At 59.1% G+C, this 14,965-nt stretch carries 14 protein-coding genes; 8 read left to right on the top strand and 6 right to left on the bottom strand.

Annotated elements, in window-relative coordinates; translation table 11 throughout:
- Window positions 1-33 precede the first annotated feature (33 nt).
- The 6 genes from V6F78_RS07845 to V6F78_RS07820 all read left to right on the top strand — a co-directional run bounded on the left by V6F78_RS07845 (window position 34) and on the right by V6F78_RS07820 (window position 5,444).
- Window positions 34-699: a fumarylacetoacetate hydrolase family protein gene (locus V6F78_RS07845; RefSeq protein WP_047296250.1), complete on the top strand. Its 666-nt coding sequence runs from the start codon at window positions 34-36 to the stop codon at window positions 697-699.
- Window positions 700-825: 126 nt separating this feature from the next.
- Window positions 826-1,869, top strand: a complete 1,044-nt coding sequence (locus V6F78_RS07840; RefSeq protein ID WP_332726935.1) for a DUF5924 family protein — start codon at window positions 826-828, stop codon at window positions 1,867-1,869.
- 45 nt (window positions 1,870-1,914) lie between these two features.
- Entirely contained in the window at window positions 1,915-3,069 is a 1,155-nt protein-coding gene (locus V6F78_RS07835; protein WP_186347955.1) for an ABC transporter permease, read from the top strand.
- An 8-nt stretch (window positions 3,070-3,077) separates the two neighbouring features.
- The gene (locus tag V6F78_RS07830; protein WP_095007509.1) at window positions 3,078-3,869 is read left to right on the top strand and encodes an ABC transporter ATP-binding protein; all 792 of its coding nucleotides are present in this window, start codon (window positions 3,078-3,080) and stop codon (window positions 3,867-3,869) included.
- Window position 3,870: 1 nt separating this feature from the next.
- A complete protein-coding gene (locus tag V6F78_RS07825) occupies window positions 3,871-4,809 on the top strand; it encodes an MlaD family protein (RefSeq protein WP_047296253.1) in 939 nt (312 codons plus the stop codon).
- Window positions 4,806-5,444 carry an ABC-type transport auxiliary lipoprotein family protein gene (locus tag V6F78_RS07820; RefSeq protein WP_047279533.1) on the top strand — a complete coding sequence of 213 codons (639 nt, stop codon included), beginning with the start codon at window positions 4,806-4,808 and terminating at the stop codon, window positions 5,442-5,444. Before V6F78_RS07825 ends, V6F78_RS07820 begins: the two co-directional genes overlap by 4 nt.
- Window positions 5,445-5,510: 66 nt before the next feature.
- Here V6F78_RS07820 and V6F78_RS07815 read toward each other — a convergent pair whose 3' ends face one another.
- From V6F78_RS07815 to V6F78_RS07795, 5 genes are all read right to left on the bottom strand, one after another.
- Window positions 5,511-6,740 (bottom strand): nucleoside recognition domain-containing protein, encoded by a 1,230-nt coding sequence (locus tag V6F78_RS07815; RefSeq protein ID WP_169858405.1) that lies wholly within the window; start codon window positions 6,738-6,740, stop codon window positions 5,511-5,513.
- A gap of 104 nt (window positions 6,741-6,844) precedes the next feature.
- Entirely contained in the window at window positions 6,845-8,164 is a 1,320-nt protein-coding gene (gene gltP, locus V6F78_RS07810; RefSeq protein WP_047278630.1) for a glutamate/aspartate:proton symporter GltP, read from the bottom strand.
- A 556-nt stretch (window positions 8,165-8,720) separates the two neighbouring features.
- Window positions 8,721-9,185, bottom strand: coding sequence for an inhibitor of vertebrate lysozyme family protein (locus V6F78_RS07805; protein WP_047278632.1), 465 nt, complete (start codon window positions 9,183-9,185; stop codon window positions 8,721-8,723).
- A gap of 2 nt (window positions 9,186-9,187) precedes the next feature.
- The gene (locus V6F78_RS07800; RefSeq protein ID WP_019828122.1) at window positions 9,188-9,352 is read right to left on the bottom strand and encodes a DUF1328 domain-containing protein; all 165 of its coding nucleotides are present in this window, start codon (window positions 9,350-9,352) and stop codon (window positions 9,188-9,190) included.
- Window positions 9,353-9,436: 84 nt separating this feature from the next.
- Window positions 9,437-9,721: a hypothetical protein gene (locus V6F78_RS07795; protein ID WP_047296259.1), complete on the bottom strand. Its 285-nt coding sequence runs from the start codon at window positions 9,719-9,721 to the stop codon at window positions 9,437-9,439.
- 436 nt (window positions 9,722-10,157) lie between these two features.
- Here V6F78_RS07795 and algB point away from each other — a divergent pair, with 436 nt between their 5' ends.
- Window positions 10,158-11,504, top strand: a complete 1,347-nt coding sequence (gene algB / locus V6F78_RS07790) for a sigma-54-dependent response regulator transcription factor AlgB (protein ID WP_047296261.1) — start codon at window positions 10,158-10,160, stop codon at window positions 11,502-11,504.
- Window positions 11,505-11,514: 10 nt separating this feature from the next.
- Window positions 11,515-13,302, top strand: a complete 1,788-nt coding sequence (locus tag V6F78_RS07785; protein ID WP_070414043.1) for an ATP-binding protein — start codon at window positions 11,515-11,517, stop codon at window positions 13,300-13,302.
- A 7-nt stretch (window positions 13,303-13,309) separates the two neighbouring features.
- On the opposite strand, the gene V6F78_RS07780 is transcribed toward V6F78_RS07785, so the two are convergent.
- A complete protein-coding gene (locus tag V6F78_RS07780; protein WP_332726934.1) occupies window positions 13,310-14,950 on the bottom strand; it encodes an EAL domain-containing protein in 1,641 nt (546 codons plus the stop codon).
- Window positions 14,951-14,965 lie beyond the last annotated feature (15 nt).

Below are 14,965 nucleotides of genomic sequence, written 5' to 3'. Positions count from 1 at the left end.
CGCTTTCAGCGAACCCACCAGCGGAGTCGGTCAATGAGCTATCAGCACCAATATGTCGACGGTACAAGGATTCACTTTCCAATGGGCAAAGTGGTGTGCATCGGGCGTAACTACGCCGAGCACGCCAAAGAGCTGGATAACCCGATCCCGACTGAGCCTTTGTTGTTCATCAAGCCCGGCAGTTGCGTGGTGCCGCTGCAAGGTGGCTTCACTATCCCGACCGAGCGCGGCTCCGTGCATTACGAGGCCGAGATCGCTGTGCTGATCGGCAAGGCGCTGTCCAACCACCCGAGCCCTGAAGAGGTGCTGGACGCCCTCTCCGGTTTTGCTCCGGGCCTGGACCTGACCCTGCGCGACAAACAGGCCGAACTGAAAAGCAAAGGCCTGCCTTGGGAGATCGCCAAATCATTCGACGGCGCCTGCGTGCTGGCCCCGTTCGTACAAAGCAGCGCATTCAAGGATCTGGCTGACATTGGCATTCGCCTGACCATCAACGGCGAAGTCCGCCAGGACGGCAACAGCGCCCTGATGCTCAACCCGATAGTGCCGATGATTCAGCACATGGCCTCGTGCTTCTCGCTGCAAGCGGGCGACGTCATCATGACCGGCACGCCGGTGGGGGTAGGTCCGTTGAATGTCGGGGATGAGATCGTGCTGGAACTGCCAGGCATCAGCCGCTTCGAAAGCCGCGTGAACTAAGTCAGGGTCACAGGCCCCCTTACCCTTCAGCGCCCCTGCTCAGGGGCGCACAATCTCTCAGGCACCAGCAGTACTTAAACGCTATTCTGTCGAGGATTTTTCCTATACAGAATGTGAACCCGCCGCATGCCAAACTGGAACCATTACTTACAGCGCGTCATTGAATTGATGAAGCGCTATCCGGGGCTGATTGCGCTGTTCGGTTTCTGTTCGGGTGTGGGCAGTTTCATTCTGGTTGATCGCCAGCAAGGCATGGCCCGCTGGATCGCGGTGATTTTGCTGGTGAGCTGGGTCTGGCTGATGCTGGAAAACACCTTCACCCAGCTGTTTATGCGGGTGTTCAAACGCGAAATTCCCCCGCCGCTGCTGCGTTACGCCACGCAGATGATCCATCAGGAGAGCCTGTTTTTTGTCTTGCCGTTTTTCTTTGTCACCACCACCTGGAACAGTGGCCAACTGGTGTTCACCGGGCTGCTCGGTGCAACCGCGCTGGTAACCATCACCGACCCGCTCTATTACAAATGGTTGGCGCCCAAGCGCTGGCTGTTTTTGGCCGTTCACACGCTGGCGCTGTTCGCGGCGCTGCTGACCGCACTGCCGATCATCCTCAACCTCACCACGTCGCAAAGCTACATGCTGGCGCTGGGCGCCGCTGTGGTGCTGTCCATCCCCAGCCTGGCCGTGAGTTTGCCGCTCAAGACCGTGCGCGGCTGGCTGTTGCTGCCGTTGCTGGTCATTGCCCTCGGCGGCACGGGATGGTTGCTGCGCTCATGGGTACCGCCCGCCACGTTGTGGATGACGGAAGTGGCCGTGACCACGCAATTACAAGACCGCACGCCGGGCGAGAGCCTCAAGCGCATCGACGTCAATGAGCTGCGTGCGCGGGGTCTGTACGCCTACACCGCGATCAATGCGCCACGGGGCTTGAATGAACGGATTTATCACGTGTGGAAGCTCAACGGCCAGGAAGTGGACCGCATCGCGCTGGACATCAAAGGCGGACGCCAGGAAGGCTACCGCGCCTGGACCCACAAACAGAACTTCCCGCCCAATCCCGTAGGCCGCTGGCAAGTGCGGGTGTTGACTGAAGATGGGCAAATGATTGGCGTGCTGCGCTTCCGGGTTACCGACGCAGATCAATCGCCTTCAGCGTCCCGTCAGGCAAACTGACCGGATTGTGCTATTACCTATGGTCTACGTATTCGCAAACTGAGCTTGGAGCCGACGATTATTACTGCTAAGGCTGGCGACGCCCAATTAGATACTTCGAGCAAACCGGCCCGGCTGCACATCAGTGGCGACTGGACGCTGGCCAATTACACACGCCTCAAGCAACTCAACGCGCAGTTGGCCGGCAAGTACGACGACAACACCCACGTTGACCTCGATGACGTGACCCGCCTCGACACGGCAGGCGCTTCGCTGCTGGTCGAGCTGCTGGGCGCCGAGCGCGTCAGCCAACTGGCCGACACCACCTCCAGACTCCCCGCCGCCGACCGTGCCTTGTTGCAAACGGTCTATTCTTCGATGCGCGACTTTTGCGTGCCGACCAAGGCCGCCGAGGAGAACACCGGCATTCAGGTGCTTAGCCGCATTGGCTGCGCCGTCGACAAGCTGTGGCAAGACTCGCTGCAACTGCTGGGTTTCATCGGCCTGATCCTGCAAACCCTGGCCCGTAACCTGTTTCGACCCAAGCAATGGCGCATCACCCCGGTGGTGGCGCATATCGAACAGATCGGTTTGAACGCGGCCCCGATTGTGGTGTTGCTGACCTTCATGGTGGGCGCGGTGGTGGCGTTCCTTGGCGCGACAGTACTGGCCAACTTCGGCGCGGGTATTTTCACCGTCGATCTGGTGGCGTTTTCCTTCTTGCGGGAATTTGGCGTGTTGTTGACCGCCATCCTGCTCGCCGGCCGCACCGCGAGTGCGTTCACGGCACAAATCGGTTCGATGAAAGCCAACGAAGAGATCGACGCCATCCGCACCCTGGGCCTCGACCCCATGGATTTGCTGGTGTTGCCGCGTGTCCTGGCGCTGCTGATCGCGCTGCCGCTGCTCACGTTCCTGGCAATGATGGCCGGGATTCTGGGCGGCGCCGTGGTGTGCATCGTGTCCCTGGGCATCTCGCCCGACATGTTCATCTCGCTGCTGCACTCAGACATCGGCGTGCAGCACTTTTTGGTGGGCATGGTCAAAGCGCCCTTTTTCGCCTTCTTGATCGCCGCCGTCGGCTGCCTTGAAGGCTTCAAGGTGGCGGGCAGTGCTGAATCGGTGGGCGAACACACGACCTCCAGCGTGGTGCAGTCGATCTTTATCGTGATCGTGCTCGATGCCGTGGCGGCGCTGTTTTTCATGGAGATGGGCTGGTGAGTGCTTCTGTGCCAAACGACCGCAAGGCGGTGATTGAAGTGCGCGGCCTGTGCAATCGCTTCGGCAGCCAGACCGTGCACGAGCACCTCGATCTGGATGTCTACAAGGGCGAGATATTGGGGGTAGTGGGCGGCTCGGGCACGGGTAAATCCGTGCTGTTGCGCAGCATTGTTGGCCTGCGGCGGCCCAATGAAGGCGAAGTCCGTGTGTTCGGTGAAGACTTGATGAGCTTGCCGGAAGAACAGCGCTCACGGGTCGAACGACGCTTTGGCGTGCTGTTTCAGCAAGGCGCGCTGTTTTCATCGCTGACGGTGACCGAAAACATTGCCTTGCCACTGATCGAACACGCAGGCCTGAGCCGCCCGGACGCCGAGCATCTGGCGCTGGTGAAATTGGCCCTGGCCGGGCTGCCGCTGTCGTCGGCCGATAAGTACCCGTCGTCGCTGTCCGGCGGCATGGTCAAGCGGGCCGCGCTGGCCCGTGCCCTGGCGCTGGACCCGGACATCCTGTTTCTCGACGAGCCGACTGCCGGGCTCGACCCGATTGGGGCGGCGGCGTTCGACCAATTGATTCTGACCCTGCGCGATGCGCTGGGTTTGAGCGTGTTCCTGGTCACCCACGACCTCGACACGCTTTACACCATCACCGACCGGGTGGCGGTGCTGTCACAGAAACGCGTGTTGGTGGCCGAACCGATCAAGCAGGTCGAAGACTACGACGACCCGTGGATTCATGAGTATTTCCATGGCCCTCGTGGCCGCGCCGCGTACGAAGCGGCAACCCAGCGTAAGGAGCAATGACATGGAAACCCGCGCCCATCATGTATTGATTGGCTTGTTCACCGTACTGGTCATCGTCGGTGCCATGCTGTTTGGGCTGTGGTTGGCCAAGGCCAGCATGGACAGCACCTTCAAGGACTACGAAGTGGTGTTCAACGAGGCTGTCAGCGGTTTGTCCAAGGGCAGCTCGGTGCAATACAACGGGATCAAGGTCGGTGATGTGATTGAGTTGCGGCTCGACGACAAGGACCCGCGCCGGGTGCTGGCGCGCATCCGCCTCGCGGCCAATACCCCAGTCAAAGTCGACACCAAGGCCAAACTGGCGCTGACCGGTGTGACGGGCACGTCCATCATCCAGCTCAGCGGCGGCGACCCGAACAGCCCGCCACTCAAAGGCAAAGACGGCAAACTGCCGGAAATCGTGGCCTCGCCCTCGCCTATCGCGCGCCTGCTGACCGACGGCTCGGACGTGATGGCCAACGTCAACATGCTGCTGCACAACGCCAATCGACTGTTCTCCCATGAAAACGTCGACCGCGTGGGTAAAACCCTGAACAACCTTGAGCAAACCACCAACGCCATTGCCGGCCAGCGCGGGGACATCTCCCAGACGCTTAAGCAACTGGCGCAGGTCGGCAAACAGGCGAGTATCACGCTGGAGCAAACCACGGCGCTGATGCGCAATGCCAATGGCCTGCTCAACACCCAGGGCAAGCAGATGTTCGGCAGCGCCGAGCAGGCGATGCAGTCGCTGGAGCAAAGCGCGGCCACCATCAACACCTTGCTCAGCAATAACGAAGAGTCGCTGAACAACGGCATGCAAGGCCTCAATCAACTGGGCCCGGCCGTCAATGAGCTGCGCGAAACCCTGAGCACGCTGCGCAGCATTTCGCGGCGGCTTGAGGCCAATCCAAGCGGTTACTTGCTGGGCCGCGAACAGAACAAGGAATTCACGCCATGAGTCGCACGTATCGCCTGGCAGGTTCAATCGTATTGGCCGCAAGCCTGAGCCTGCTCAGCGCTTGCTCGATCTTGCCCAAGCCCGAGCAAGTGGACGTGTACTGGTTGCCCTATGCGCAAACGCCGATAGCTGCCAGCCGCAGCGCGCCGGTGACATGGTCGCTGCGACTCGACAAGCCGATGGCCAGCAATGCACTGAACAGCCAGAACATCGCCGTCGTGCCGCAAGGCAACCTGATCAGCAACTACAAAGGCGCACGTTGGAGCGACCCGGCGCCGGTTCTGTTGCGTAATCGCTTGCTGGACGCGTTCTTGCAAGACGGGCGGATTCAGGGGTTGAGCACGGACGACAGCAACCTGCAGGCGGACTACGAATTGGGCGGCGAGTTATTGGCCTTTCAGACCCATTACAACGGCAAAAACCCTGAAGTGCTGGTTCAGTACAACGCGCGTCTGGTGCGCACCAGCGACCAACGGGTGATCGCGTCTCGCCGCTTTGAAACGCGCCAGCCCCTGAGTAATCCGATGGTGCCGGGCGTGGTGGCAGGGTTTGGCCAAGCGACCGATGCGCTGATGCCTCAAGTGGTGCAGTGGGTGATGCAACAGGGCCAGGCGCAACGCGTCATCGCCCCTTAGTCGACAACGCAGCCGCGCCCCTGGCTGGACATTACCGGGGGACGCGGCGACGACAGCCCGTTGGCCTTAACCGAAGAACCAGTAACACACACCAATGGCCGCCACTACGCCCGAGAACTCCGCCAGCAACGCGCAACCCACGGCGTGGCGGGCGCGCTGGATACCGACCGCACCGAAGTACACCGCCAGTACATAGAACGTCGTTTCGGTACTGCCCTGCACCGTCGCCGCCACCAGCGCCGGGAAGCTGTCGACCCCCTGGCTCTGCATGGTTTCGATCAACAACGCCCGCGCCGCACTGCCCGAGAAGGGCTTGACCATCGCGGTGGGCAGGGCGTCGACAAAACGCGTGTCCCAACCCAGCCATTGCACCGCATGGCGAATGCCGTCCAGGCCGAAGTCCAACGCCCCCGAAGCCCGCAGCACGCCGACGGCACAGAGCATGGCCACCAAGTAGGGAAGCAGGTTCTTGGCCACGTCGAAGCCTTCTTTGGCGCCTTCGACAAACGCCTCATACACCTTGACCTTACGCAGCGCGCCGATAATCAAAAAGATCATGATCAGCCCGAAGAGGGTCAGGTTGCCAAGGAGGGACGACACACTGGCCAGCGCCGTGGCAGACAAGCCTGCCAGCAAGGCCATGAACCCGCCCAGAATCAGCGCGCCCGGTAGCAAGTACGCCAACACGACCGGGTCCCACAGGCGCAAACGCTGCATGAAGGCCACTGAGAGCAGCCCTACGAGGGTTGAAGCGCTGGTTGCCAGCAAGATAGGCAGAAACACCAGCGTCGGGTCAGCAGCGCCCTGCTGGGCGCGGTACATGAAGATGGTGACGGGCAGAAGCGTCAAGGACGAGGCATTGAGCACCAGAAACAGGATTTGCGCATTGCTGGCACTGGTCGGATTGGGGTTGAGCTCTTGCAGGGCGCGCATCGCTTTCAAACCGATCGGCGTGGCAGCGTTGTCCAGGCCCAGTCCGTTGGCGGCGAAGTTCAGGGTAATAAACCCCAGCGCCGGGTGGCCGGGCGGCACTTCGGGCATCAGGCGCTTGAACAACGGCCCCAGCGCCCTGCCCAGCCAGTCCACGACCCCGGCCTTCTCGGCGATGCGCAGAAACCCCAGCCACAGGGTCAGGGTGCCGAACAGCAGAATCATCACCTCAACCGAGAGCTTGGCCATGGCGAAAATGCTTTCGACTATCGCGGCGAAGATCCCGGCATTGCCACCCACCAGCCATTGGGCGAGTGCGGACACGGTCGCGACGACGAAAAAGCTGAGCCATAGGCCGTTAAGCATCAAAAGCACTCCTCAAAGATGCGGCGAATGATAGCGGCCAACCCCCGAAAACAACAAACCCCGGACAAGTCCGGGGTTTGGCGGTTCAAGCATGCGCGGGGCGATTATTCGCCTTTTGGCAGGGCTTGCTTGCTGCGCCAGTGCGGCAGCGAGTTCCAGTAGCGCTGGCCCTTGGCATCGTCGTACATGCCTTCCCAACGCGAGATCACCAGTACCGCCAGGGCGTTACCGATCACGTTCAGGGCCGTACGGGCCATGTCCATGATGCGGTCAACACCGGCGATGAAGGCCAGACCTTCGAGCGGGATACCGACGCTGCCCAGTGTCGCCAGTAGCACCACGAAGGACACGCCCGGCACACCGGCGATGCCTTTGGAGGTCACCATCAGGGTCAGGACCAGCAGCAGTTGCTGGCTGATCGACAGGTCAATGCCGTACAGCTGGGCAATGAAGATCGCCGCGATGCTCTGGTACAGGGTCGAACCGTCGAGGTTGAACGAGTAACCGGTTGGCACCACGAAGCTGCAGATCGCTTTCGGGCAACCGTAGGCTTCCATTTTCTCGATCACACGCGGCAGCACGGTTTCCGAGCTGGCGGTGGAGTAAGCCAGTACCAGCTCATCCTTGAAGATGCGCATCAGCTTGATGACGGAGAAACCAAACATCTTGGCAATCAGGCCCAGTACCACGAAGCCGAAGAACAGGATGGCGGCGTACACCAGCACCACCAGCTTGGCCAATGGCAGCAGCGAGGCAAAACCGAAGTTGGCGACGGTCACGGCGATCAGCGCAAACACACCGATTGGCGCGTAGTTCATGATCATGTGAGTCACTTTGAACATCGACTCGGACACGCCCTGGAAGGTTTTCACCAGCGGGTCGCGCAGCTCGGCGTTCAGGCTCGACAAACCAAGACCGAACAGCACCGAGAAGAAGATGATCGGCAGCATTTCACCGCGAGCCATGGCCGCGAAAATGTTCGATGGGATCAGGTTGAGGATGGTTTCGATGAACGCATGTTCGTGCTGAACTTCTGCGGCCGTCGCTTGATATTTGGAGATATCGACCGTGCCCAGGGTGCTCATGTCGATGCCGGCGCCCGGGTGGAACAGGTTGGCCAGTAGCAGGCCGACCACGATCGCGATGGTGGTCACCACCTCGAAGTAAATGATGGTTTTAAGCCCGATGCGACCGAGTTTCTTCGCATCCCCCACGCCTGCAATCCCGACAACCAGTGAAGAAATCACGATTGGGATTACGATCATCTTGATCAGACGGATAAAGATATCGCCAGCGGGTTGCAAGACGTTGCTGATCCACCAGGCCTTTTCAGCACTGAAATGGTTAAGCAGCGCGCCGATTGCAATACCCAGGACCAGACCGATGAGGATCTGCCAGGCGAGGCTCAGTTTTGCCTTCTTCATGTCATTACCCTTACTTCAAGTGGACTCGGGAAGAGGCTCAGACTAGAGCGCCGCGAGGCGCATAAATCCAAAACCTCTCCCCCCGTAGAAGGTCGCCCAAATCGAGCCGATCAGGCTCTTCGGCAGGCGAAAAAAGGCGCAACTATTCCCATGCAAGGGGAAGCCGTCTAATGCCGTAAACGCCTACCCTATGCCGAATCGGCATGGATATTGTCCGACAAGACCTTAAACGCATGGAGCCGTAAAGACAGAGAATAGACGACATAACCGCCGCATACCGGCTGTTTCAAGGTCTTTTTGTCACCGCGAGGCGAGCAAAAATACGTTCTGACCTCAGAAATATCCGACAACATAAATCGGTTATAGAGAAGTGATCATTTTGCTATTAGTCGATAAAAGGTCGACGTTCGCAAAGGCGCCTCAGCCACATGTGTTTTGAAAAAAATGAGCCGTGAGAAGGTTTTACGCATAAGAAAGAGATTTTTCAGACGAAAAAAAACCAAGGTATGACCTTGGTTTTTTCACTGATCAACAGCTGAAGAAACTGCCCAACGGGTTAGTACCAGTTAGGGTCTTTCTTCAATTGTTCTTTAAGCAGTGCTTGCATACCGACATCAGGCTGACCCAAGAATCGATAATCGGCATGACGCGTCGGCGACTTGTCTGCCGGCAAACCCGCCGGGACTTCAACCAACATGGCGTAAGCGTCTTTCTTGTCGAGGCTGACCGCCACAATAAGACGCTTGTTTAAGCAGGTTTGCGCGGTTTCGCAAAGCGGGCCGACCAAGTAAGCATCGCCGTCTTCAGTCACCGCATTCATCTGCTCGGCACTGCCCGACAGGTTCATCACCCATTCCGGCAGTCGCTCTTCCTTTTTAACGACCTTTTGCCATGCATCGCGGTAAGCAGGGTCATTTAACAGTTCGTTGGCACGGGTCTGGCCATCGTTGGCGGCCATGACCATGGCGCTGCTGCCCATGAGCAGGGCAGCGGCCATTGCCTTAAAGGATCGGCTAAACATGGTTACCCTCGACCGCGGCGACCAAAGATGAAGGACACGACGAACATCACCAGGAACACGACAAAGAGAATCTTGGCGATACCCGTGGCGGTGCCAGCGATACCACCAAAGCCCAGAACGGCTGCGATGATGGCGATAATCAGAAAGGTAATTGCCCAACTCAACATGGTGATTCTCCTTATTACTGTGGGAAAGCGTGTCTGTATCAATGCAGCCCCTCAAGCCCGCAAGGGTCTCAAGGTTGTGAACACTTAAAACACCCAACGTTCCGGCGGCACTTCAGTATTTGCGATTTGCGTCTCATCGGCTGCCGTCAGGGCGTAGCCGGCGATCACCTCGGCGCTCGAGCCGATCGCACTGAAGTGCGTCTGCTGAGCGGGTTGGTGCAAAACTGTTTGTGCAGGTGGTGAAACCTGCTCAAAACGAACGAGCTGCTGACCACCGATCAACGTGACCAGAAGCGCCAAGCTGGCGAACAGGCCTTGCTGAAGCTGAAGCGAAGAAACGCGAATGCGGGATAGACCTAGACGATTCATGCTCAGACTCCTGCCACTCGGTGGTCATTGTTGGGTTGAGTCCGCCAGCGTTAACCGCTGCAAGACTGCGTTACAGGAGTTATTGCAGGCGGCATGCCAACTTTTTAACAACCATAAAACCCTTATAAATCAACGACTTATAAATAATAACAAAATGCGCTAGCGAGCATCCTGCACGATGCACGGAGGTTGGGTCGGGCGTTCTGCACGACGGACTGAGGCCGAGTTCCACTCAGGCCGGGAAGGGATGGCACAATGCAATTGTTTTAGTGAGAAGGGATGACCGGCGCCGGAGCTGAAAATCACGTTAAATCAGTGGGTTACAGCATGCAGGCAAGTGGCTACCCTGCTAGCCTCTGAATCATTCGTGAAAAATCATGCAACTTGCCCGATGATTCCGACACTAACCAACATCACTCACTAAGGAACGTAGGAAATGGAGTCAGCCAAAGAGCACCAAGGCCGCATTCTGCTGGTCGACGATGAGTCCGCCATCCTGCGTACATTCCGCTACTGCCTCGAAGACGAGGGGTACACCGTGGCCACGGCCAACAGTGCCGCCCAGGCCGAAGCCCTGCTGCAACGCCAAGTGTTCGATTTGTGCTTTCTGGACCTGCGCCTGGGCGAAGACAACGGCCTGGATGTGCTGGCCCAAATGCGCGTTCAAGCCCCCTGGATGCGCGTGGTTATCGTCACCGCGCATTCCGCTGTAGACACCGCGGTCGACGCCATTCAGGCAGGCGCGGCAGATTATCTGGTCAAGCCATGCAGCCCGGATCAACTGCGACTGGCCACGGCCAAACAGTTGGAAGTGCGTCAGTTGTCGGCGCGCCTTGAGGCGCTGGAAGGGGAAGTGCGCAAGCCTAAAGATGGCCTGGACTCCCACAGCCCGGCGATGATGGTGGTCCTGGAGACCGCGCGCCAGGTGGCCAGCACCGACGCCAACATCCTGATTCTGGGCGAGTCGGGCACCGGTAAAGGGGAACTGGCGCGTGCCATCCATGGCTGGAGCAAACGGGCGAAGAAGTCCTGCGTCACCATTAACTGCCCCTCATTAACGGCCGAGTTGATGGAAAGCGAGTTGTTCGGCCACACCAAAGGCGCGTTCACCGGCGCCAGCGAAAGCACTCTGGGCCGCGTCAATCAGGCCGACGGCGGGACATTGTTCCTCGATGAAATCGGCGACTTCCCACTGGCGTTACAGCCAAAACTGCTGCGCTTCATTCAAGACAAAGAATATGAGCGCGTCGGTGACCCGGTCACACGCCGTGCTGACGTGCGTATTCTGGCCGCCACCAACCTTAACCTTGAAGACATGGTGCGCGATGGCCGCTTCCGCGAAGACTTGCTCTATCGCCTGAACGTCATCACGTTGCACTTGCCACCCTTGCGCGAGCGTAGCGAAGACATCCTGACCCTGGCCGACCGCTTTCTGGCGCGTTTCGTCAAAGAGTACGCACGCCCCGCCCGCGGCTTCAGCGAAGAAGCCCGTCAGGCACTGGCCAATTATCGATGGCCCGGCAATATCCGCGAACTGCGCAACGTAGTAGAACGCGCCAGCATCATTTGCCCACAGGAAGTCGTTGACGTCAGCCACTTGGGCATGGCCGAGCAAACCACGCCAAACGCCCCGCGTATCGGGGCGGCATTAAGCCTCGACCAGCTGGAGAAAGCGCACATCGGCGCGGTACTGGCCACCAGCGACACCCTCGATCAAGCCGCCAAAACCCTCGGCATTGACGCCTCAACGCTGTATCGCAAACGTAAGCAGTACAACCTGTGAGTAATCTTCGATGAAACTCGCTATCAAGCTTCGAACACGCCTTTTTTTGAGCATTTCAGCGCTGATTACCGTGGCGCTGATGGGGTTGGTGCTCGGCGTGTTCGGCGTGATGCAAATGGCTAAAACCCAGGAAGCGTTAATCCGCAATAACTTCATCACCCTCGATCTGGGCCTCAAGCTGCGTCAGACCCTGGGGGATCAACTGATCCTGATGCTGCACAACGAGCCCGATACCGAAGCCCTTATAACCTCGTCCCAAAAGTACTTGAAATTGCTCGACGAGGGCATTGAGCACGAGCGCAAGCATGACTTGCCGAGCGGGTTTGCCAAAGCGCGAACCGATTACGTGAGCTTCCTCAAGGCGTTTAATCAGACGCACCACCGGGGCATTAATCTCAGTAACGACAATGAACTCACCGCACGCTTTAATGCCTTGCGCAACGGTCTGATTGACGAACACCGCAAGGCGCTCGAAACCATTAACACCGCACAGGCTCAGGCGCGTGAACGGGCCATGGTAATCGCCACGGTGCTGGGGCTAGTGGGCGTTGCGGTGCTGATCATCGGCTTTATTACCGCCCACGGGATCGCCCGACGTTTTGGCGCGCCCATCGAGGCGCTGGCCAAAGCAGCCGACAACATCGGTAAAGGCAATTTCGAAGTGGTTTTGCCGCTGTCTTCCGCCACCGAGATGAACCTGCTGACGCGGCGTTTCGGCATCATGGCCGAAGCCTTGCGCCAGCATCAGGCAACCAACGTCGATGAGCTGTTGGCCGGGCAACAACGGCTACAGGCAGTGCTCGACAGCATTGACGACGGGTTGTTGATGATCGATCAAGAGGGCCGTCTGGAACACCTGAACCCCGTCGCTCAGCGTCAGCTAGGCTGGGACGAAGGCCGTCTGGGCCAGCCGCTGGGCGAAGCCTTGCAGCGTCCGGAGCTGGATCAACAGCTGTTGACCGTATTACGCGGCGGCAGCCTGGAACGCTTGCCGGAAGACCTGAGCGTCGACATCGAGGGTGAGACACGCCTGCTGACGTACAGCCTGACCCCGGTCAGCCAGCCCAAAGGCCCGATCCTGGGCGCGGTGATGGTGCTGCATGATGTGACCGAGCAGCGGGCGTTCGAGCGGGTTCGCAGCGAGTTTGTGTTGCGGGCCTCTCACGAGCTACGGACCCCGGTGACCGGCATGCACATGGCGTTCGGTTTGTTTCTGGAGCGTGCGCATTTCGATGCGCAATCACGTGAAGCGGACTTGCTGAACACGGTCAACGAAGAAATGCAGCGGCTGATGCAGCTTATAAACGATCTGCTGAACTTCTCCCGCTATCAGAACGGCATGCAAAAACTCACCTTGGCACCGTGCGACCTTCAGGAAATGCTGGAGCAGGCGCAAGCCCGATTTGCTGACCGGGCCAACGCCAAAGATGTCGAGTTTGTGATCGACCTGCAGTCGCCACTACCGCGCCTCAATGCCGATCAGGCGCAATTGGAACGCGTGCTGGACAACCTGATAGACAACGCCTTGCGCCATACCCCTATTGGCGGGCAAATCCGCCTGCAAGCGCGGCGCCATGGAGAGCGGGTGATTATCAGCGTCGAAGACAATGGCGAAGGCATCGCCTACAGCCAGCAAGGCCGTATTTTCGAGCCCTTCGTGCAAGTAGGCCGTAAAAAAGGCGGCGCAGGGTTGGGGCTGGCGTTGTGCAAGGAGATTGTGCAGTTGCACGGCGGGCGCATCGGCGTCTACTCGCGTCCTGGCCAAGGCACCCAGTTCTATATGGCGCTGCCGTTATAGGCGCGGCTTACACGTCGTCGTCAGCACGACGTGGGCCGAGCCGTCGGCCACCGGTGATGCGCTCCCGGAACTGGTGCGCATTCAGCGGTTTCTCAAACAGCCAGCCTTGCCCATAGACCACGCCCTCGCTGCGCAACAATTCAACCTGATAGTCATGCTCGATGCCTTCAGCGATCACCTTGAGGTTCAGGGCGTGAGCCATGCGGATGATGTGTGGCGCCACGCCGCTGCTGGCCGCGTCATAGCCCAGCGCATCAATGAATGCCTTGTCGATTTTCAGGCAGTCCACGGGCAAGGTTTGCAGGTACGCCAGGCTGCTGTAGCCGGTGCCAAAGTCATCAATCAGGATCGAATGCCCCTTGTCGCGCAAGGCTTGAAGCTTGAGGCGCGCGACTTCGACATCGATCATGCCGCGCTCGGTGACTTCAAACGCGATCTGGCTGGCCGCCACCTCGTGAATGGCCAACAGACGCGCCACCACCTTGCCAATGCGCGGCTCCATCACGTCACACGCAGACAGATTAATTGAGACATACAGCTGCGGATTGGCGCGCAACACCGGCCCCAATTGCTCCAGGGTGCGCTCCAAGACGAAATCGGTCAGTTTACGAATCTGCCCTGTGCTTTCTGCCAAGGGAATGAACAACTCCGGACTGGTCATGGTGCCATCTGCATGTCGCCAGCGAATCAACGCTTCAGCCCCTACAAACTGGCGGGTGTTGAGGTCGACAATCGGTTGGTAACGCACCTTGAATTCGCCCCGCCGCAGGGCGCCCTGCAACTCGCCGCCCAGTGACTGACGCTGACGGGCCAAGTGCAACACCAGCGCCCCCATGCACAGCGCAATCAGCAGGCTGCCGGGGAGCATCCACCACAGCTCTGCCAGATACGCCTTGGCCTCGGCACGCGGCAGGCTCAACACCAATTGATAGTCGGAACTGTCCGTGGGCAAGCGGTACAACATGCGGTAATCGGTGACCACCACTTCGCCGTCGTCCGGTGGCCAGCCTGCACTGGGCGGCCAGTCCTGAGCCTGCCCCAACACAGGAAGCGCCCGTTTGCCCTCGTCGACCACCACCAACAGACTGCCACCGGGGGGCAAATCCACCGCGTCGCTCAAATGCCCGCGAGAAGTGGTGACTTCAAAATCGCCGCGACCCAGCATCAACCCGGCGAGATTGTCGTCCGGTTCATTGGGGCTGGTCAGCCAGTAACGATAGACCGGGCCTTTTATGTCGGGCTCGCGGCCGGGTGAAGGGGTCAGACTCAGACGCGCAGGCCAGTTGGAGCAGATCTGGGAACCATCATAGAAAATGGCTTCATAAATGAAGCGGTACTGAAAACTGACCTGCTGCAACTGGTCAATCATCGAGGGGCCGCAATCGCGCAGCGGCTGATTGTTCAAATCATCCAACCCTTTGCGCAGTTGGTTGAACAGTTGCTCAAGACGCTCAAGCAACCGTTCGCCATGCACGCTCATTTGCTCGCGCTCGCGCATCTGAACCTGATGCATGGCAATCGGTACGCTCAGCGCCAGCAACAGGCTGGCACTGAGCAAGGTCGCCAGTATGGCCAGCGACCATGGACGATAAAGAGCATTGCGCAGGCTGTTGGTAAAAGTCCGCAGCGTCAAACGTCCTGAGGCCAATCCCTGCTCCTGATC

This window comes from Pseudomonas sp. ESBL9 (assembly GCF_036668715.1).
Taxonomy (GTDB): Bacteria; Pseudomonadota; Gammaproteobacteria; order Pseudomonadales; family Pseudomonadaceae; genus Aquipseudomonas; species Aquipseudomonas lundensis.
This window is presented reverse-complemented; position numbering and strand designations above follow the sequence as displayed.